Annotated in this window: 17 protein-coding genes and 1 pseudogene; 2 read left to right on the top strand and 16 right to left on the bottom strand. The window is 30.7% G+C overall.

Going from position 1 to position 20,244, the window contains the following annotated elements; all coding sequences use genetic code 11:
* Nucleotides 1-2: 2 nt before the first annotated feature.
* The 5 genes from CURI_RS02275 to CURI_RS02255 form a co-directional block, all read right to left on the bottom strand.
* A complete protein-coding gene (locus CURI_RS02275; RefSeq protein ID WP_051003939.1) occupies nucleotides 3-395 on the bottom strand; it encodes a helix-turn-helix transcriptional regulator in 393 nt (130 codons plus the stop codon).
* Between the two features lie 1,129 nt (nucleotides 396-1,524).
* Entirely contained in the window at nucleotides 1,525-2,277 is a 753-nt protein-coding gene (locus CURI_RS02270; protein ID WP_014966664.1) for an iron ABC transporter ATP-binding protein, read from the bottom strand.
* Nucleotides 2,274-3,305, bottom strand: a complete 1,032-nt coding sequence (locus tag CURI_RS02265; protein WP_014966663.1) for an iron chelate uptake ABC transporter family permease subunit — start codon at nucleotides 3,303-3,305, stop codon at nucleotides 2,274-2,276. Before CURI_RS02265 ends, CURI_RS02270 begins: the two co-directional genes overlap by 4 nt.
* Nucleotides 3,302-4,315 (bottom strand): ABC transporter permease, encoded by a 1,014-nt coding sequence (locus CURI_RS02260; protein ID WP_014966662.1) that lies wholly within the window; start codon nucleotides 4,313-4,315, stop codon nucleotides 3,302-3,304. Before CURI_RS02260 ends, CURI_RS02265 begins: the two co-directional genes overlap by 4 nt.
* Nucleotides 4,316-4,334: 19 nt before the next feature.
* Complete coding sequence (locus CURI_RS02255; RefSeq protein ID WP_228370445.1) at nucleotides 4,335-5,294, bottom strand: siderophore ABC transporter substrate-binding protein; 960 nt, start codon at nucleotides 5,292-5,294, stop codon at nucleotides 4,335-4,337.
* 478 nt (nucleotides 5,295-5,772) lie between these two features.
* Here CURI_RS02255 and CURI_RS02250 point away from each other — a divergent pair, with 478 nt between their 5' ends.
* Complete coding sequence (locus CURI_RS02250; RefSeq protein ID WP_014966660.1) at nucleotides 5,773-5,982, top strand: transposase; 210 nt, start codon at nucleotides 5,773-5,775, stop codon at nucleotides 5,980-5,982.
* Nucleotides 5,983-6,833: 851 nt separating this feature from the next.
* Here CURI_RS02250 and CURI_RS02245 read toward each other — a convergent pair.
* The 5 genes and pseudogenes from CURI_RS02245 to CURI_RS02225 all read right to left on the bottom strand — a co-directional run bounded on the left by CURI_RS02245 (nucleotide 6,834) and on the right by CURI_RS02225 (nucleotide 9,831).
* Nucleotides 6,834-7,040 carry a hypothetical protein gene (locus CURI_RS02245; protein WP_420805141.1) on the bottom strand — a complete coding sequence of 69 codons (207 nt, stop codon included), beginning with the start codon at nucleotides 7,038-7,040 and terminating at the stop codon, nucleotides 6,834-6,836.
* A 315-nt stretch (nucleotides 7,041-7,355) separates the two neighbouring features.
* Complete coding sequence (locus CURI_RS02240; protein WP_014966658.1) at nucleotides 7,356-7,895, bottom strand: GNAT family N-acetyltransferase; 540 nt, start codon at nucleotides 7,893-7,895, stop codon at nucleotides 7,356-7,358.
* Nucleotides 7,896-7,909: 14 nt separating this feature from the next.
* A complete protein-coding gene (locus tag CURI_RS02235; protein ID WP_014966657.1) occupies nucleotides 7,910-8,506 on the bottom strand; it encodes a TetR/AcrR family transcriptional regulator in 597 nt (198 codons plus the stop codon).
* Nucleotides 8,507-8,743: 237 nt separating this feature from the next.
* A pseudogene (locus CURI_RS02230) lies at nucleotides 8,744-9,111 on the bottom strand (DUF4180 domain-containing protein).
* A gap of 243 nt (nucleotides 9,112-9,354) precedes the next feature.
* The gene (locus CURI_RS02225; RefSeq protein WP_014966655.1) at nucleotides 9,355-9,831 is read right to left on the bottom strand and encodes a hypothetical protein; all 477 of its coding nucleotides are present in this window, start codon (nucleotides 9,829-9,831) and stop codon (nucleotides 9,355-9,357) included.
* Nucleotides 9,832-9,962: 131 nt separating this feature from the next.
* Between CURI_RS02225 and CURI_RS02220 the strand changes: the two genes are divergently transcribed.
* Nucleotides 9,963-10,205, top strand: a complete 243-nt coding sequence (locus tag CURI_RS02220) for a helix-turn-helix domain-containing protein (protein WP_041701409.1) — start codon at nucleotides 9,963-9,965, stop codon at nucleotides 10,203-10,205.
* 395 nt (nucleotides 10,206-10,600) lie between these two features.
* Here the strand turns inward: CURI_RS02220 and CURI_RS02215 are convergent, their stop codons facing one another.
* The 6 genes from CURI_RS02215 to CURI_RS02195 all read right to left on the bottom strand — a co-directional run bounded on the left by CURI_RS02215 (nucleotide 10,601) and on the right by CURI_RS02195 (nucleotide 20,091).
* The gene (locus tag CURI_RS02215; protein ID WP_041701407.1) at nucleotides 10,601-12,202 is read right to left on the bottom strand and encodes a potassium/proton antiporter; all 1,602 of its coding nucleotides are present in this window, start codon (nucleotides 12,200-12,202) and stop codon (nucleotides 10,601-10,603) included.
* Between the two features lie 144 nt (nucleotides 12,203-12,346).
* Nucleotides 12,347-12,559, bottom strand: coding sequence for a hypothetical protein (locus CURI_RS02210; RefSeq protein WP_041701405.1), 213 nt, complete (start codon nucleotides 12,557-12,559; stop codon nucleotides 12,347-12,349).
* A gap of 589 nt (nucleotides 12,560-13,148) precedes the next feature.
* On the bottom strand, nucleotides 13,149-13,280 hold the full coding sequence (locus tag CURI_RS16270) for a hypothetical protein (RefSeq protein ID WP_266353705.1): 132 nt from the start codon (nucleotides 13,278-13,280) through the stop codon (nucleotides 13,149-13,151).
* A 308-nt stretch (nucleotides 13,281-13,588) separates the two neighbouring features.
* Nucleotides 13,589-13,984 (bottom strand): hypothetical protein, encoded by a 396-nt coding sequence (locus CURI_RS02205; RefSeq protein ID WP_014966653.1) that lies wholly within the window; start codon nucleotides 13,982-13,984, stop codon nucleotides 13,589-13,591.
* Nucleotides 13,985-14,616: 632 nt separating this feature from the next.
* Nucleotides 14,617-15,015 (bottom strand): DnaA N-terminal domain-containing protein, encoded by a 399-nt coding sequence (locus CURI_RS02200; protein WP_041701402.1) that lies wholly within the window; start codon nucleotides 15,013-15,015, stop codon nucleotides 14,617-14,619.
* A 474-nt stretch (nucleotides 15,016-15,489) separates the two neighbouring features.
* Nucleotides 15,490-20,091, bottom strand: coding sequence for a sacsin N-terminal ATP-binding-like domain-containing protein (locus CURI_RS02195; RefSeq protein ID WP_014966651.1), 4,602 nt, complete (start codon nucleotides 20,089-20,091; stop codon nucleotides 15,490-15,492).
* Nucleotides 20,092-20,244: the final 153 nt, after the last annotated feature.

Here is a 20,244-nt window from a genome sequence, read left to right as displayed (position 1 = left end):
GCTTATGCAGCCATATTCGTGATTCTGTTGAAGTCAGAACTGAATTCGATAACATTATTGAATTTGCCACTTCTATATACTCTCCGATATTTTCCAGGTGTCAAATCATAAATCCTCATAAAGGCTCTAGAAAAGGATTCCTGAGAAGCATATTGATACTTCAGTGCAATATCAATAATCGGCTGTTCTGTTTGAACAAGCTCTTCTGCAGCCTTCTCCATACGCCTCTTAGTAATATATCTGGTGACGGATTCACCTGTTATTCTGCGAAAAAGTCTATGATAATGATATTTTGACAGATAAGCTTTTTGAGCAAGGTCATTAAGTTTAATCTTATTATCCAGATTTTTTTCAATATACTCAAGTGAATCACGTACTTTTAAGTGATAATCCATATGCATTCTCCTTTCCAAGAATATATCATATATTATATACTCAGTCATAAGTTAATTCTTGATAATTCTTGCTCAAATTTCATCTAATAAAGTGGGGATAAATGTCAATGTTAGAATGTAACTTTTTACTCATCCTCTTCTTTAAGATGATCTTTTAAACGATATGATTTGCCATTAAATATGCATGATGTAAAATATTATCTAAGATAGTGTTAGCTATGATAGGATCATAAAATACACTGGCAAAAATCCAGTCCAGCTGCTCTGATATCATCATTGTATAAGATTTGATTTACCAATCAAGACTACGCTTCTGAACCAAGCTTAATGTGCCAACTCAATAACATGCTGTGACTCTCAACTTTTTATATTCTGGCGATTTAGCTGGTATGACTATTATCTTTTCTATAAATCAATCACCAACTTCTATACATAATGAGTATCTCATATATTTTTATATAAAAAAGACATGAAAGCCTTTACTCTCATGTCTTCAATTGTAACTCATTTTATTAATTTTTTCGCAATATTTTAACTGTTTTTTCTATGCAACAACACTATGAATATCCACATGTAGTGTTTGTTGACACTTAATACTGTGCTATATTTGTAAATGTTTTAACGTTATTTAATGTCAAGGTTAAAGCCACATATAGAAGTATATAGATTTAAGTATTTTGATTATGTCACAGCAAGAATAAAACTATTTGAGTATACCGAGGTATGGTGCAATAGAAAAAAGAATTCATAAAAGGATAGAATTTATAACTCCATGAATAGGAAATCTTATCTAGAGTAAATTAAAATTCGATTTTTTGTGTCTATGATATTGACATAGATCCAGTACCATACATAAATAATTTTGATATTGTTTCCATTCCTTTCTTTCTTTTTTGAGTGTAAAAAAGAGGCTAAGTTTATAAATCATAAGATCGATCTAGAACTTAGCCTCTTAATTTTTAAAAATATACTTCTGATGAGTAACTTTGTCAATGAGTAAATTAGAATAATCATATACTGATATTCGTGGTGTTAAATACAAATATAAAGAATAATCTAATTTTATATTTGGTCTCTTAAGCATACTCATTTTTTTGAGATGCCTCTCTTTTTTTATTTAATTTTATAACTAATAAATTGCTACTGGCCCATACGGACCATCAATAATTTCTATTTTTGTTTCAAAAATATCCGACAAAATTTCCGAGTCCATAACCTCTTCTGCTGTTCCAAAAGCGGCAATTTGTCCATTTTTCATAGCACAAATTCTATCAGAATATTTGGCTGCAAAATTTATATCATGGAGAACAGTCAGAATTGTTCTTCCAAATTCATTAGCAGCACGCCTTAAATGCTCCATCATTTGAACAGAACGAGCAACATCAAGATTGTTCAGCGGCTCGTCCAAAAGTACATATTCAGTCTCTTGGCACAAAACCATTGCTACATATGCCCTTTGCCTTTGACCACCAGAAAGCTCATCTAAATATCTATTTTCTAGATCAGTCAAGCCTAAAAAGTCGATATATTTAGAAATAATAGCCTCATCCTCTTTCGTTAATCTTCCCTTTGAATAAGGAAAACGTCCAAATCCAGCTAATTGTCTAACAGTAAGCCTGGTTACAAAATGATTTTCTTGTCGCAAAATAGTCAAAATTTTTGCTAAGTCTTCTGATTTAGATTCAGAGACATCTATATTTGCCACCTTGATTTGACCTTCATCCATATCTAAAAGTCTTCCGATCATCAAAAGTGTGGTAGACTTTCCAGCACCATTTGGCCCAATTAAAGCAGTAAGACCAGCTTTTGGTATCTTAATATTCAAAGGTCCTATTTTTACCTCATCAGAATATGCCTTTTTAACATTATCAATTTTTATCATAGAGTCCCCTTCCTTAAAATTACAATTAAAAACGTTATACCACCAAACATTTCGATAATAACTGAAACTACACCTTGAGCAGAAAATACATGATTCATAAAAAAGTATGCACCCGTTAATATCAAAAATCCTATAGCAAGAGCCATCGGAAAAACATATCTGTGATCATAAGTTGGCGCCACTTGATAACTCAAAGTTGCAACTAAAAACCCATAGAAAGTAAGTGGTCCAATCAAAGCTGTGGAAATTGACATCAAAACAGAAACTAATACAAGAGTATAAATCACACCACGCTGATGATTAACTCCTAAAGAAGCACATATATCCTTTCCAAGTGATAATACGTTTAATTTCTTAGAATAAATAAGAATGAGTAATGCTGCAATTACTACAATTGGAATTGCAATAGAAAAATATTCAGATTCTGCATTGTTTACAGAACCAAACAATCTTGCCTGTAATATATCAAACTCAGACGGCGAAAGGACTCTCCTCATAAAAGATGACAAAGACCTTAGCCCAGTTCCAATAATAACTCCAACTAAAAGCATAAGTTGTAAATTTCCATACTTTCCAGAAAGCAACCACCCATAAAGTATCAAGCACATCAGAACCATAGCAACAACTTGAAATACAAATGATTCAATTCCACTAAAATTTATAAATGTATTAGCTCCAAAGAAAAATATTGTACTGGTCTGAATTGTTGAGTAAAGAGCTTCAAAACCTAAGAGTGAAGGGGTTATAACTCTATTATTCGTAGTCGATTGGAAAGCAACGGTTGACAAGCTCTGACAAATTGCAGCAATAATCATTGCAACAAGAGCTACCACCCTTCTTCTAACAACTGGAATAAAAGAAGGAGAATCTATTGGAACTGGATTGTTGTAAACCAAAAGTCCATAGGAAGAAAGAGCACCCAAAGCAATCAATGTTATCAGCAAAATCCAATAACGCTTTTCTTCTTTCTTAGAACGAAAAGCTCTAGCTGATCTATTTTCATTATTAAGATATTCTAATCCGCTCATCTTAGCCTCCTTTTTCTCAATAAAACAGTAATAAATACGACTGACCCTACTGTTCCAAGTATCAAAGAGACAGGTACTTCAAAAGGCTTTATAATCGTTCGAGAAATTATGTCACAAACAGTTATCGTACCCATTCCTAATACACATACCCAGGGTAAATTAGTCCTAAGATCATCTCCTCTATACATTGAAACAATATTCGGTACAATTAACCCTAAGAAAGGTAAGTTTCCAATAACAGCTGCAACAATTCCAACTGCAAAAGAAATAAGACCAGTACCCAAAAGAACTATCCTATTATAGTTTAAACCTAGACTTGTTGTAACATCTTCCCCTAGTCCAGCTAAAGTCAATCTATTAGCATAGATAAAAATAAGAACAGTAACTATAACAATTAGCCACAAGTATTCATACCTTCCAATTTGAACTGATGCAAAAGAACCTACAAACCAAGATTCAATATTTTGCGTCATTTGAAAAACAAGTCCAATAAAAGTGGAAATTGCAGAGATCACAGCTCCAAGCATCATACCAATGATCGGTACAATTAAAGACGAACGAAGTCTAATTTTTCTTAAAAATAAAAAGAAAATCATAGTTCCTATAAAAGAAAACAAGATTGCACCAGTCATTCGTTGAACTAAAGTTGGTGCAGGAAATAATAAATAAACAAAAACAAGCCCTAAGCCTGCCCATTCAATAGTTCCTGTTGTAGTAGATTCAACTAAACGATTCTGTGTAATAAGTTGCATTACCAATCCTGCCATTGACATTGCAGCTCCAGTAAGCATTAGTGCAGCTGTTCTTGGAACACGAGTTATGAAAAACATATTAATTCCATCCTCTTGTCCTAATATGTCATATACTCCAGTAAACAGTGATATAATACCTAATATAATAACAACCATAACTGTTAATATAAAAGGTTTCGTCCATATTTTATTGTGATTATAATGTTGGGGCTGAGAATTCTCAGCCCTATACATTTTTTTTATTGTACTCTTCAACACTATGTTATACTCCTTTATGCTATTTAGCTAAAGCATCCTTAATTTCTTTAAATAACTCTAAATAAGTTTGTATTGACTCATTTGTGTAAGTGTCATCTGGTGCATAAACGATTTTCCCTTCAGAAACAGCAGTTGTGCTTTTAAGGGCAGGTGAATTATCGATAACATCCTGAGCAGGAACTTTATCAGTCGTAGAAGATACTGCAGCATCACGATCTAGTACGAAAATCCAATCAGGATTACTTTGTGCAATAGCTTCAACAGAAATATCATCACCTTTATGATCTGAGGAAGCACCATTAACTTCTAATGACGAAACCCATCCAAAGATTTCATACATTGGTCCCCAAACACGTCCAGAACCAGGAGCTGAAAAACCAATATCTCCACCAGAAACTACAACACTCATAACTGTATCCGTTCCATTATATGCAGACTTAGCATCCTTGATAGCTTGATCAAAATCAGCTACCAATTTTTCAGCCTCTTTATTTTTATCAAAAATTTGTCCTAAAGCAATTGTAGAATTTTTAAGTCCATTTACTAAGTTTTCTCCGGGTTTATCAGTTTCCTCAGAAATATCAAAATTAAGATCAATAACAGTTGCATTTGGCACTAATTTTTTTATTTCCTCATAGTAATTAGCAAATCTTTGACCTACAATTACAAGTTCAGGATCTGCAGCTGCTATAATTTCAAGATTTGGTTCACGATGATCTCCAATATCTTGAACTGACTCATCAGCCACATATGGTGAATCTGCAGGCATTACAGCCTTTGGAGCAGCTGCTAATTCGATTCCCCAATCAGCTAAAGTTTCAAAAGCTCTACTATCCAAAGCAACTACCTTTTTTGGATTTACAGGAACAGTAACCTTTCCATGAAGATCTGTGATTTCAACTGTTGAAGCTTTAGTAGACCCACTTGTTTGCTCGGAATTATTATCTTCATTACTTGAATTTGTACAAGCTGTCAGCATCAAAGTAAAGATTGACATAACAATAGCTAATTTGAAAAATTTAGATTTTTTCATACATAATCTCTCCTTTATATAATTTATATAATTATGATAGAATTGATAAAATCAATATCTATGTTATATTTTTATATTTGATTTAAGTAATAATTATCCCTATTTCACTATATTGAACAGAGACAATATAAACGTTTTGATAGTGATTCTCAATTCTATTTGAGTATAACCTATAAAAAAATATTGTCAACTATTCTTTTATAGCTTTAATTTTTTAAACTTCGGAATATAGCCTGAGATTGTTTTTATTTTTATTTTAATACTAGGAATAAGTCTTTTTTCAAAGGATACTGATACTTCAAGCTTTCCACTTCTTCTTGAAGGAAAATTAGGTGTCATCAACAGTAGCTATGATGTTAGTATAATAAGCTACATTTAATCGAACTGACTATAATAAAGCTATGTTGGAAAGGATGGGTCAAAAGTGAGTAATAAAAAAGAAAAATATACAAAAGAATTTAAAGATATAATTATTGAATTATATAAATCTGGTAAATCGTTAGCAGAGCTTAATGCTGAGTATGGCATTTCAACATCAACAATATCTACTTGGGCTAAGGAAAATTCACCAGTGGTATCATCTTGTGAAGATTCTATGGCTCTAAAAGAATTTAAAGCACTAGAAAAAAACTAAGCAAAATTAAAGAGGAAAACGAAATATTAAAAAGACTATGATCATACTAGCAAAAAACTAGGCTCTATAGTTGATCTGATTGATAATTCTAAAGAAGAACATAATGTATATTTAATGTGTAAAGTATTAGGAAGTGCAAGGAGTACATATCATCATTTTAAAGGGAATAAAGCTAGTAAAAGAAGCCTCAAAAATACTATCTTAAAACAAGAAATAAAAGCTATCTCTTTCTATCACCTTAATTTTTATGGTAATTCTACACTAGCTTTCTGCTTTATAATTACAAATTCTATTATTATCATTTTTCATAGAAGAGAAATCATACTTTTATAATAATAAGTTAAGATTTACCAACTCCAAATTATGCTCGTTATCAGAAACATATTTCTTTTATAACAAGAATATTCACCACTAGTGCTTAATAAATAGATAAAATATCTATTGACGAATCCTAACTGCTATTTAATTAATGAATTACCATAGACTTAGATTACCTTGTTGAATAGCTAAATTTGGAAATAACAAAACAGGTAATTATCCACACCTTATATACTATAATTTTCTTAAAGTTTTTATATTAAGCTTAGCTAATCTTGCGTTTTCACCATTGGTAAAAATAGTTGTTCAACAACCTAAAATAATAATAAAGAAGAGATAGAAACAGTCTATCTCTAAAGGAAAGTATATCCTATTATTTACTCTACCTTACATATGCTGAAAAACAAAGCAATTAGAAATAAATATAGCTATCTTAAAAAAGAACTAAAAGAAGATTATGATATAGCAATTGGTCAGTTAAAACTAAAATTTAACATATAAAAAGTTTCAGTTAATAGAAATAAAAACGAACTTTATGTTCCAAAAAGAATAAGAATATAAACAGTTGGATAAACAAGAATTGAAATTGAAGTAATTATATACATTGTCATTTCACCTTTAGTAAGCTTTCTTTTCCATTTAGTTAGTTTAAGTTCTCTATTATAAACAACACTAGAAATAAACATTAATAAAAAAGATAATTCTTTTATACTTTTTAAAAAAGTAATCAAGCTAATCACTCCTTTAAGTTTCATTATATTAAAATGACAAAAAGCAGATGGGTAGTTTTACTGAAAAAAGCTGGTACTTATGAAATCTATGGCTAATGATATTATAAAATAAGGGAAAAAGCAAAAGTGATAATTTCAAACAGATAGAAGCTTTTTACAGCCATATTTGATCTTATGCAATCTTCTAGTTATTCCCTCTTTTTTGCTTAAAACCAGACTGCGATACCTATGTTACCTTTTTGTATGTTATTTGGTGAATAAAGCTTTTTCATTTTCGTACTTTAGTTGTTTTGAAACGGAAAAATCAAGTGATAAATGTGCAAATCATTCAACAAAATCAGATTTATATTCATTCTTCAAAATACTCATAATAATGATATCATGCCAATTCCCAGCACGATAAAGTGCCTGCCTTAATCTTCCTTCATGTACAAATCCTATTTTCTCATAGAGCTTAATTGCTCTTTCATTGAATGAGAATACTTGCAAATATATTCGATGCAAATTTAACTCATTAAAGGCAAACTCAAGAATTAAAGAAATAGCTGATGTTCCAATACCCTTTCCCCACATATCTTTTTCGCCAATATCAATAATACATTCAGCAGAGCGATTTTTATAATCTATATTAATTAAAGAAACAATACCAACTGATTGCTCAGTTTTTTTATATTCAATAATATAACCTTTGGCATTAGGTTGAGAGGCTATCGTTGAAATGTATTGTTCCGTTTCTTCTAAAGTATATATTTCAAGTTGAGGACTAGTGCTTTGCATGACCTCCGTATCGTTACGCCAATTATGATAAGTAGTGTAATCATTAGGAGATAATCTTCGTAGCTTAATAATTTTATTTTCAAACATTTAATAACTCTCCTTTAAGATAGAATATTCTCAATCATCGTATCTATTAAATCAAATATTCCCGAAAGATTAATACTCAAAGAATATTGATAATATTGATGCAGCATAACCCCATCAATCATTGCAATAATCAGCTCAGAAAAAGAACTTACATCAATTTGATTTTTAAATTCTCCTGTCTTAATCCCCATACTAATAAATAGTTGAATATCCTGTGCAAGTTTTTCATGTCTTTCTCGTAAATATGGAACTTCTACAACATTATGAGAAAGAAAAAATTCGGATTTTGCACGTACTAAACTTGCTTCATTATTTTCAATTGACAACCTCATTTTATAAATCCAGTATTTTAATTGAGGTAATAAAGGTTCTTTTGGATTAGGGACTAATAACTGATCACATGATAAAGAATCATCATATTTTAATGCAGCTATAAAAACAGAATCAATATTTTTAAAATGTGCATATAAACCGCCTCTTGACACTTTTGCCTCATCCATAATATCTTTCATTGAGGCATTAGAGTAACCTTTCTTAGAAAATACGTTAATAGCAGCCTTTGCTATCTTATTCTTTCGAGCTTCTAAATACTTCTCACTTACCTGTGGCATGAAATACACCCCTATACTAAAATAGATAACACTGTCTATTTTAGTATAGGGGTGTATAATTAATTTGTCAATATATAATATAAAATTATAAGTTCTTACAAGCGACTTGTGGTGCTTTTATTTTACCCGATTAAAATTTTTCTAATATTTTTAGCTTATCCATAAAAAATACCGGTCAAAGTGAATTCCACTAACCGGTATTTTTTAATCTATTCAATTCTATATTAAATTTCTGTCTTATCTAATTATGCTTAATTTTTCAATAGCCTGCTTTTCATTAGGTAAGAAAAATATATCTTTTCCATTATTACATTCATAGATAAAATCATTCAAACTCTTACTCGTATACACAGAGAAATCTCCTACAATGACTATCTTCACATAATAGTTGATAAACTTTTGTAGTATTTCTCCTGCAAGTTTTGTTCTTAAATGAAAAAATCTTCACATATTGCTGACTTATTTAAAACTATACGATCACATCCAGTCTCATATCTTACTGTTGCTATAAAGTCTAAAGCTGACTGAACATCTGTTATCAATAACTCATTACTTTTTATAATGGCAATTTCTATATTATTTTCTCTTATAGTACTTATTTCCATGATAATCCTCCAATTTTCTATTATTTTTAAGCTACCTATTACATAACAGTTCCATCATCGAAACTTTAGCAGAAATTCAGCCTTTTCATCATTAAACTATTTCTTAATAGATTCAGCTGAATTCCAACCATATATTGTATATAACTTAGAGTATTTTACCACAGTTGAGCTAGCAGCAATAGTAGTCGAGAGAATAAATTCTACATGTACAAATACGTTTATCTTTTTCCATAACTCTCACTACTACTTTTCAAAGTCTATGTATATTTGTTCTGTCTTACGCTGTGATTCTCTTAGCATTATTACTGATTCTTGTACTACTTCACTTCCTTTTTCCTGTAATAACGTCAATACCGTGGATACATCAGCAAATATGGAATCATACATTTTTCGATAAACTATATCTGATGTCTCATCTATGCAATCATCTCTATCAATATCCATCTTTTTCATCATATCCAGCATAATTAAAAAACCTACTTTTATAACTATTTCTGTGTAAACATCGGTTATCTCACTGGCTAATCTATTCATAGAGTTTATCAGTTTGGATTTTCTATCATCGTCATAGGTTAATGCTACTTTCTCAAACTCTTCAAATGCTTTATCCATCCTTATTTCATAGTCTTTATCTTCCCCCTGTGTCTTCTCTTGATAAAGTAAATAGTCTATTATGCCCTTTATTGTAGCTCGCTCAAATATTTGATCTACATATCCCATTTTTTCTCCTCCAATTATCGGTATACGGTTAATCTATCATAGTTTCATGCACAAGTCAACGGTACACCGTTAATATTGTTTAACAAAACATCATATACTTTTGTTAACCGTACAAAGTTAAGGAGGAGACTATGACTTATTCTGATGCTATTATCAAGAGATTAACTGAATTATGTGCCAAGCGTAATATAACTATAAATAAACTTGCAACTTTATCCGGCATTACACAGTCCACTGTAGATAATTTGATGAAAGGTAAAACTAAGAATCCTAAGTTGAAAACTCTACATAAACTTGCTGTAGGATTAGATATGACTGTTTCTGAGTTACTCGATTTTCCGGAGATGAATGAAGCTGCTTTTGAGGATGAATAAAGACAAGCTCTATTAACCTTGATGGAAAATAGAGCTTGTCTTTTCAATACTTTAACAGAATCTATTAATACTGTATTCTATATTTTCAGAAATTTTTCTTAAAAACCATTCCTACTGCTTGGGCTTCATGAATAGAAAGTCAAACAGTTCCTCAATCAACTTCAAAATAAAATCCCAACAACATTCATTTAAACAATGAATGTTGTAGAAGAATCTATGAAAAAAGCGGGGATTTAACATCTTTTAATTATATTGAGTCTTTCTTGTGATATATATTTATAAAATCATTAGCTATGTATTCAAATAATACTTATCAATTTGATGATTATTCAAAATATAAAGCAATACATAGACAAAAAAACTCTCTTACTTGAAAAGGCTTCTTTGTCGTTAATCTACATATCAACTTCAGTGTCATGCTCAACTTTTATCATAATGACCTTATCATCTTCTAAGAACAATGTATCACCATCCGGAACAATTATGTCATTACTATTACGTTGCACCATAATGATGAGGCGATCATGTGGCAATTCTAACTCTTTGATATGTTTGTTTTCCCATTGGTGACCACTTGGAATAGTGAATTCAATGAGGTCTTGTCCACTTTCATCAAAGTGTGTTTCACCACCTAAAACAAGCAGGTCATTTTCCTCAATGATTGTTTTTCCTCTAGGAACAATTGTTGTGCCATTGCGTTCAATCTTAGCTACGATTAAGTCTAATGTAAGATTCAAATCCTTTACCTCACTACCAATTAAACTACTATTCGGATGAATTCTTGTTTCTAAGAATCCAATTTTAGCTTTATACTGATAGTAGTTAAAGGTTTTTAAGACAGTATCACTAGGGTCAAGCATATTCCATCTTTTTGCTGCTGGTGACATTAAGTAACCTTGTGCCAAGGAAGAAAGCACACATATACCAAATACAATATGATAAATGTCTACAGAAATAATGGCATCACTATTCACAGCCATTATTGCAAAGGCAATGGCAGCAGCACCTCGTATACCCGCCAATGAAATAATGTTCAATTTATTACGTTCGAGGCGAAATGGCAACATAAGACCATAAACGGTTACTGGTCGTGCAATGATGGTCATAAATAACATAATAGCAAGCGCTATGGGGAATGTCGCAATAAAATCTGTTAAGTTAGATAATAGACCTAATATGAAAAATAGACCAATCTGCATGATTTCGGTAAAACCGTCAAAAAAGAAAACAACATCACGCTTACCTTGAAATTCCATATTACCAAGATAAATACCTAAGATATAAAGAGCTAGGTAACCATTTCCGCCTATAAGACTTGTAGCATCATAAGTAATTAGCATAGCTGCGGCCATAAAGACAGCATAAAGACCATCAGCTTCTAGACGAAGATTCTTAAGCAGTTTTCCAATAACAAATGCAAAGACAAAACCCATAACAACACCAAGGGCTACCTGAGATAAAATCAAAATTGGGATAGACACTTTCGACCCTATAATTACAGATAAGAATACCATTGTCATTGTATAAGCAGTCGGATCGTTTGATCCGCTCTCAAGTTCTAGTAGAGGTGCTGTGCTGTATTTCAAGTTCAAATTTCTTGAACGCAAAATATTTGAGACACTCGCATAGTCGGTTGATCCAACAATAGAACCAATTAGCATACCTTCCAATAATTTGAAACCTAGAACATAATGACAGAACAAACCTGTGACTAAAGCGGTGGCAATAACACCCAAGGAACTAAGAACAATCGCTTCTTTTGCAACTGGTTTAGCCATCCTCCAGTTAGTACCAAACCCGCCATAAAACATAATGACCATAAGTGCGACGGTAGCAAATTTATCAGCAAATTCAAAATTCTCAAATTCTAACCCCAGTACACCAAAGACCATACCCAGCACAATAAATAATAATAGTGCAGGAATTCCATGTTTATTGGAAAAACGAATGGCGAAGAGTGCAAGTATAAAAACAATACCTATAAATAAATAACTCATAATAAACTCCTTTCTCACTTTATTATTAAAACACAAAAAAAGATTGAAACTTTTAATTCCAATCTTAAGATTATCTAGTATTCTCACCAATTTTCATTATATCATAAATTATGCAAAGCCTCAACAACTTATAGTTACTCACATTTAAACTGAGTAATACAATAAACTTATTAAACTCCTTAAAAAATCAAAAATTTTAAATGACGAATGATATTTTAAAGCAGGCAGAGCTGATAATAGCACAAAAATAGAATGATTGAATATTTTACCATTTACAAGTCCATTATAACGCCATTCTTCTTTATCAAATATAGCCAGTGCTTCTTCAGAAAAATTATATATACCATAATAATCCACTACATATCCACATTGCTTTATTATATTCTTTTTTATATCCCCTAAGCATAAGTTCTATTTATCCTTATATCCAAGTTTATTAAGAAATGCTCTAAATTTAATATTTAATTTTTCCATTTTTTCTCTTTTTAATATCTTGTTTTAATTTCAGTATTACTTGTTGTACCTGCTCAATAACCCAACCTCTTACTCAATTTATTTTAATATTCCTAATATATCCAAAGTCTTTATCTCTTTCAAAGTACTATCTATATTATTAAATTCTTTAATAATATAGATATCTTTTTTACCCATCATACTCTGATTTCCATTATACAACTTCATTCTACGTTTGTCATATATTACATAAGGCATGGTAAAAAGCTATAACTATTTCAACTGTATTTATTTTTTACCTAACTCCTAATCCCTCAAATCTTAAAGATAAGAAGGTATCTCCCGTTTAATTCTACGGCTTTATTCTTGTTCATATTTTTTAACCCTTCTTCGTTACCTACTATGAACCGTCATAATAAACTTTTGCTTTTTTACACACCTCAAATTCTGATAACTTCGTCAAATTTAATAATAAAGTCTTGCTTTTGTTCAATCATTTTCTCAGTTCTATCCTCTTAATTCTTAACCCTTGCCCTTTCCCCTTCCTTATCTCTACAGCTCTATATACGTTGGATTTCCAAGCTCTTCTCCTACTCTTCCCCCTTGAACCTTTTCCCTTAATCATAATTTTCCTCTCTCTTTTTGGAAAAGAAAAAGGCTCATTGGGCAAAGCCCATGAGCCTAAGCAAAACTTTATTATGTTTAAAACAAAGGCTTATTGTTGAAAGCAAGGGTTTATTTTGGAGTTATAAGCTTTTTTTGATTGACACAACCATCTCCACATGTGGGGAGTGTTTATCACAGATGCTTTTTATAAATTAAAACTGATAATTCTTTCTCATACTTTCGAAAGAACCAGTATTATCTTAGCATTAATAACCCTCTACTTGACAGGGTTCAAATCAAATAATAATTCAAACTAGATAAGAGCTTTTAAAATTTATATCCTATATTTGGTTCAGTTGTTCTTTTTATTTTATATACATTATTTAATTTTTCATAATATAGATATATACTATCTATAAACCTTTGTAGCTCATATGCATTGTAATCAATCTTATCATTCATACTATCTAAAAATATTTTAGACACTATTAGTTCATATTCTGCTACTTTTCTCTCCATAATTTCTATCTCTTGATTATTTAAACCCTCCTGTTGTAAGTAATAGTTTAAACTAGCATCTATTCCTATTGTCATTCTATTAATCTCTTCTTTAGATTTAGTGCCCTCATTATAGTCATAATTAGGATAATACTGATTTGAGAACTTTCTTAATTCAATATTATTCATATATTTATCAATTATTTCTTTAACTTCCTTATTCATAATTTATCCCCTTTAAGTATAGTTTGCCATTATTCATTTTTACCAATTTATGCAATTTGCTTCTAAGCGTCTTTATTAAATTCAATAGATAATATAATATTAGTTTCATTTAATTGTTTACTCATAATTTCAAAGCTATCTTCAGATTGTTTTTACAACCAACTTTCTATGATATTGCTAAGGTTTTTGATAAGTCAGTAGAAGAAGTATTAACTTTAACTTTCTTCCCTAGTAGAACAAAATAATCAGAGATATGTTCCTATATTTACAGAACTTAGTGCTTTTCACTAATGTTCTTCTCTTTTAAATCTAGATCAAAAATTATCCCATATATACATTCACTATATAAAAAGTCATCTATTTTACTATAATCATTGGTATTGTAAAAATCCGTAAGCCTTCTATTAAACCTTGCCAATTTTTTTCTTCAATCATTGATATTCCTTTACCTTGTGATATTAAAAACTTATTTGCACTTATTATGCTAGTTCTTTTATTTCCATTCCAGAAGGGTTGACTTCTACAACTCCGCTTTCAGTTTATAATTATAAATTATATCATACCATTAACTTTTAACCCTTATTTTTTTCCAAGTTAGAAATTCTATCATCTAGTGATTTTAACAACTCCATCTACTCTTGTTGAATTACCTTAATTGGCTCTAATTTACTATCTATAATTTCTGATATAGCATCTAAAAGTTTTTCATGTTCTATATTAATCCCTATATACTCATTTTTTACATAAGGCTTATATGAAACATTTCTTTCACTAGACTCATCAGTAAATACATTAACTTCTTCTATGCCTATCATTTTAAAAGTCGGCTTGAATATTTGTGAATATCTAGATTCTATTATACCTTTGGTAAATTCATTGGGAACAACTATAATTAGAGTATTTCCTTCTCTATACATTTTTTCAATAGACTCTATCCAAGTTTTGAAACTAACCTCTGTAAGCTCTCTTTGTATATCTCTTATTCCCTGCTCTAGCTCTGTAGATATGACTGATTTCCACATATTACCCATAGTTGTGAACCTTCATATTCTATTTAACTTTATTATATTTCAATTTATGTTAGTTACCAAATTTTCGAATTTGTTTCAATACAGTAGACACAAAAAGATTAATGAATATGTTGAATCCTATGCAGCTTCATGAGCTGCACTTGGAGTCATATTTGAATCTATAATAAGATAAAACTCCCACCAAATAAAATTCCTAGTGGAAAAATGGTGGAAGTTTGCTATGTTTTTAGTTTAAAACAATTCATAAACATGTATTTTATCGAGTTAGTTTAACCATGGTCTCCACGTGGCACGAGAGGATTTATATGATGTCAAACCTGTTTAGGTAACATTCGAGAATAAATTCGACTGCTTTTTGCCCTTATATTCTCCATATTGTGTAATAAATACCTCAAGTTCCTAAGGCATATCGTTGACCTCCTAAAGGTTGCGGCGATAGGCATAATTTCATATTTGCTCACAATAAATTAGTACTTAAAACTTAAACTCAATTCTTTCAACAATTTCAGTTTTACGGAATTTTTTATCTTCCCAAAACTTCACAGGCAGCTCAATATACTTAGGTGTTTCACTATCGATCTCATATACCAGAAACAGCTTAAACTGATTCGGGTTTTGTTTTGCGAATTCCAATTCACCAGGACTGATCATGAAAGATTTTCCGTCACCTGTTTTCACTTCAACAAAGAATTCTGTTCCTGACTCATCCTTATAGGAAAGATCATACTTTCCAGAACTCGCCTGACCAGGTTTTAATATACCAACTTCAACAAATGCTTCCGATTTCGGAAATACATTTTCTTCCCCGAACTGTTCGCATAATAGATTATATATAACTAATTCGCCTTTGTTACCAAACACCTTTTGGTTTCTATTTCTACGCTCCGCTGAACCTTGAGTATAGGTGCCATTCGATCTAGGTTTACTTGGACTCTCCATGCTACCAGGGTCTCTGAATACAGCTTCTTCTTTTTGAGGAATAACACCCTTATATTTTGAATAAATATCTGCCGGTTTGTTTGTATTTGATTGTTGGGCATTCTTTTGTGCATCTAACCAAGTTTCAAATTTCTTAGCTTTATTAAAATAAATCATTTGTTGGACATTAGAATTATTTGAAATTTCATCTTCAAAGAGTCTATCTAGGTTAAGTAATTCGTAGTTTTTTGAGTATTCTGTATTCGAGTCTAATAATTTGTTACCCTCAAACTCGTCATTGTTCCAATTACCAAAGAACCCTCTTACGAATGTCTCAACATCGAAATAAATTGAATTCTCGTACTTCTCAATTTCAAAGTTTTCAAATCTTCTTACATTTTCTAAGAAGCTGCCCTGCAAACTTTCGTCCTTAACCGCCTTGTTATATAAACTGTTTTTAAATCTTCTTTTTTCGTTGTTTATGAAGTTCATTAACTTGACTTTGTAGTGTGGAATTAAATTTATTGTAAATACAAAACCTGCCTTCTTAAATTGATCTATATCCGTTTCAATATCTAAAAGTAGTTTTATTAGCTTTTCAGAATTTTGTTCACTGGAGAAATTCTCAAAATCAATATCAATTTCGTCGATAGGATAGTTTTTATTCGTTTTTTGAATAGTTTCAATAAAGTTATTCCTAATCTCATTTTTATAAGATTCGTCTGCAATTACATCCAACGAACCAAACTCCTTTTTAATAAGAAATTCTCTGTCTGCTTTTTCTTTAGCTCTGAATAGCTCTCCTAGCTTGCCAGATTCAAATCCTGGTGTATTTGCAATGTTGGCACAAATATTTTCTATTGCTTCGGAAATTTGGTTAATGCCATATTCATTTCCCAATACCGTGATATACCAGCTTGTAGCACTTTCTCTGATGCAGACATATTCATCGGTAATTTTTACCACTTGATCATTTTCAATAATAGTAATTTTATCCACTAAGATTATAGAAAGCTTTCCAATATCACGTTCAAAATTTTCATTTCGCTCACTATAAGCCCTGGCATACTTTAGAAACTCACTAAAATAATGCTGAAAAACTGGATTGCTTTTGCCCTCTGAAATAGTTTCTTTTTTAATAGAGTATTCTTTATTATATTGCTGACATCCAAATATTCGTACAAAATTATCAGTATTCGTACGTTGTCCCTTTTCTACGATTGGAACATTCTGTTTACTAATAATCTTAGTGCTTGGCAGATACGATTCTTTAGATGCATAATATTGAAGTTTTCCCTGGTATTGAACTAAAACATTACCACTTTTAAAGAACTTATTCTTGTTTTCAGATGCTTCATAGTTTTTTGTAAAATTCGCTTGTTCGATAATTCTGTATATCATTTTCGATAGTTCAACACTTTTTTGAAAATCATACTCTGGAAGCTGTAACATCAACCCATAAAAATCATCAGAATTCAAATCAGTAACCCTATCACAAAAATCAAAGAGTTCCATAATTTTAAGGACTTCAATATAATCTATTTTCAGACATTGAGCTATATCTTTCAAAAATTCAGTGTTTATCACAGGTAGCAACTCAGAAAATTTTTGATTATTCCTTGAGTTTATATCTTTTAATATTTGTTTCGGCGAATATCTTTTTCCATCTATTTCAAGCCATTTTATCTCATTAAAAACAGCTAAAATATAATTCCTAACTTTACCATAATATTTACGAGATAATTTTTGTAAATTCCCATAATAACTTATCTCCGCATTCTCTGAATAATACGGACTACTTAAATAAGAATTAAGTGTATAATCCTCATAAATCCATTTAACAATTTCTGCTGTAGTCAATTCTTTTAACTTGTCTTCAAGTTGTTTAATAAACGGTATATTATAAGTAATATATATATAAGATGATGAACCAATATCACCGTTTAACTTTATTATTTTATCATATTCCACTTGATACGAATCTAACGGATAAACTTTCTGTTTTTCAATTATAGGGAATTTTTTAACCCCAAACTTTGCTATAAACTCTTGAAATATATCAAGGTCTTTTTTATTTACTGAAAAAGTTTCTAGATTAGGAAATGCGTTATAATTTCCATCGAACAATTTTTCAGATAAATCATTTCCATAATCAGAACCAAAATATAAATTTTCGCTGTTTTTCACAGCTTTTTCATCGGCACTTGGAAACTTATATTTAAATGAGAAATTGTCAGAACGTCCTGGTGGTGTCCAATCTTCACTTTCTTCTCGATAATTACTCCAAAGCCAATTTACAAAGTCTATCGATTTGTTATAGCTATCTACGGAACTATTTACCGTAGAGATAATGTTGCTACGATCACGATAAGCAAATTTGACCAATGGATAAACGTTTTTTTGAGAAATCAAGCGCGAAATATGTGTTACTTTATCATTTTCTCTCACTTTTTGTATTTCTTCTGACGTTTCTGCATGCCTAAAAAGTAATTCTTGATATTCATCGTCCAATGACGGTACTTTTACCCAAGATGGAAGCCCTTTGTTAGTAAAATCTCCAACCAGAAAATAGCACTCCTCACCATACTCTAACCATTTTCCTGTTTGAGTTTTTAACAATTTCGGCAAAGACTCCTTATAATTGCGATTCCACCAGTCAAATACTTCAATCTGCTGAGATGGTTTCCAAATATTTGTTAGGTTATTAATAATCGGCAATAATTCACTTTCGGTTATCTTAAGATTTTTGCTAAGACGATTAGATATTGTTTGAATTAGTAAAATAGCTTTTTCATTTAACACTGGTTTGAGCAAAGTGCTAAACTCAGAACCAGTAAAAAAATGTGGGAAATCACAATCGAACATTTTTGGATTGCCTTCCACAGATATATACTCATCATTCACTGTTAGAAGCATCTTTACTTTTTCTATCAGATTTAAGTAAACTTCCTCTACTTCAAATTTTGAGAAAGCCGAAAAAAATTTCCAATTTTTTCCTGTAAAATTAATTGGTGTTAGTAAAGATAAAGCGATGTTATGCTGCTGACATTCTATGAATTGATTTGCAATTTCAATTAGGAAATACAGCTGTTCAATCACTATCCTCTTATTTACAGCATCTCTATTAATTGTATCACGATGATCCCCCAAAGCATATGAAGCATGCATTACACAATTGAATGGAGATTCTGTATCTAATAAAGGAAAAAACGAATATAAATATCCACTTTGAAATGAGTCAAAATTTCTTGGAACTGCTATTGCAAGTCGTATATCTTTCTTTGTGTTATCTTCCTCAATTGCTTTTTCAATTGTTTTATTATATAAATAAAATTGCTCTTTTGTTTTAATTTCATTGTTAACAAGTTTTTGCAAAGTGATATATTTAAGCTCAGTTTCAGATCTTGTTCGTTCATAAATAATTTGCATATCTTCTGTTACAATTTCAATTTTTCTTATATTGGGCAGAAACAATAGGATTCTCAAATCAATATTTTCTATTTGCTTTGATACTCCATAATCGTCATTTGATTTTTTTGGATTTATAGTAATTTCAATTGTAGTTCTATCTTTATTTCCGTTTCCCTCTATATTCGCAGGCACTGCCAACATCGGAATATATAGATCAGATTGTTTTAACATTTGTCTTTGAATTTGTTTTTCATTCTTAATTTCTCGTAATTTGGCTGCTGCAATTTCTTTAGAAAATTCAATATTAAAATCGCCTGAATAAATCTTTACTTTATCCGCCCAATTCAAAATTGAACGAAACCCCGTTCCTTTATTTCCTATATATTTACCTGATTTTGGACTATTGTTTCCTTGAACAATAGCCTTGATTCCTTCTTTATCAAAAAATGTTCCTGTATTCGAAACCGTAAGGATATTATTTTTATACTCTATTAATAACTCTAATTCACATTCAGGCTTTTCACCCATGTCAATGCTCTTTTGATATGCATCGTCTGCATTCTGCAAAAGTTCAAGTATTTCACGACCGTGATACCCTTTAATATCTCTCTTTTCAATGTTATTTTCAGTTATAAGTTCATCACGTTCTTGTTCTCTTATATGATTAGCAATGTACTCATTACATAATTTTTCAATATATTTCTGACTTTCCCTCTTTTCTTTGTAATTATAAAAACACAACTCCATAGATATATCTCCCCCAGACTCAGTTGCAAAAACTGTTTTTGCATTTCATAAGCATATCTTCAACTCCTGCCAAATAGTTACTGTTTGGCATCATCCTCAAATATTTTACCACGACTCTTAGGTCCGTCTAATTTCATTTGTGAATAGTTATTA

The sequence above is a fragment of the Gottschalkia acidurici 9a genome, assembly GCF_000299355.1.
Lineage (GTDB): Bacteria > Bacillota > Clostridia > Tissierellales > Gottschalkiaceae > Gottschalkia > Gottschalkia acidurici.
Note: the sequence above shows the minus strand (reverse complement) of the source record. Positions and strands in the feature narration are given on the sequence as shown.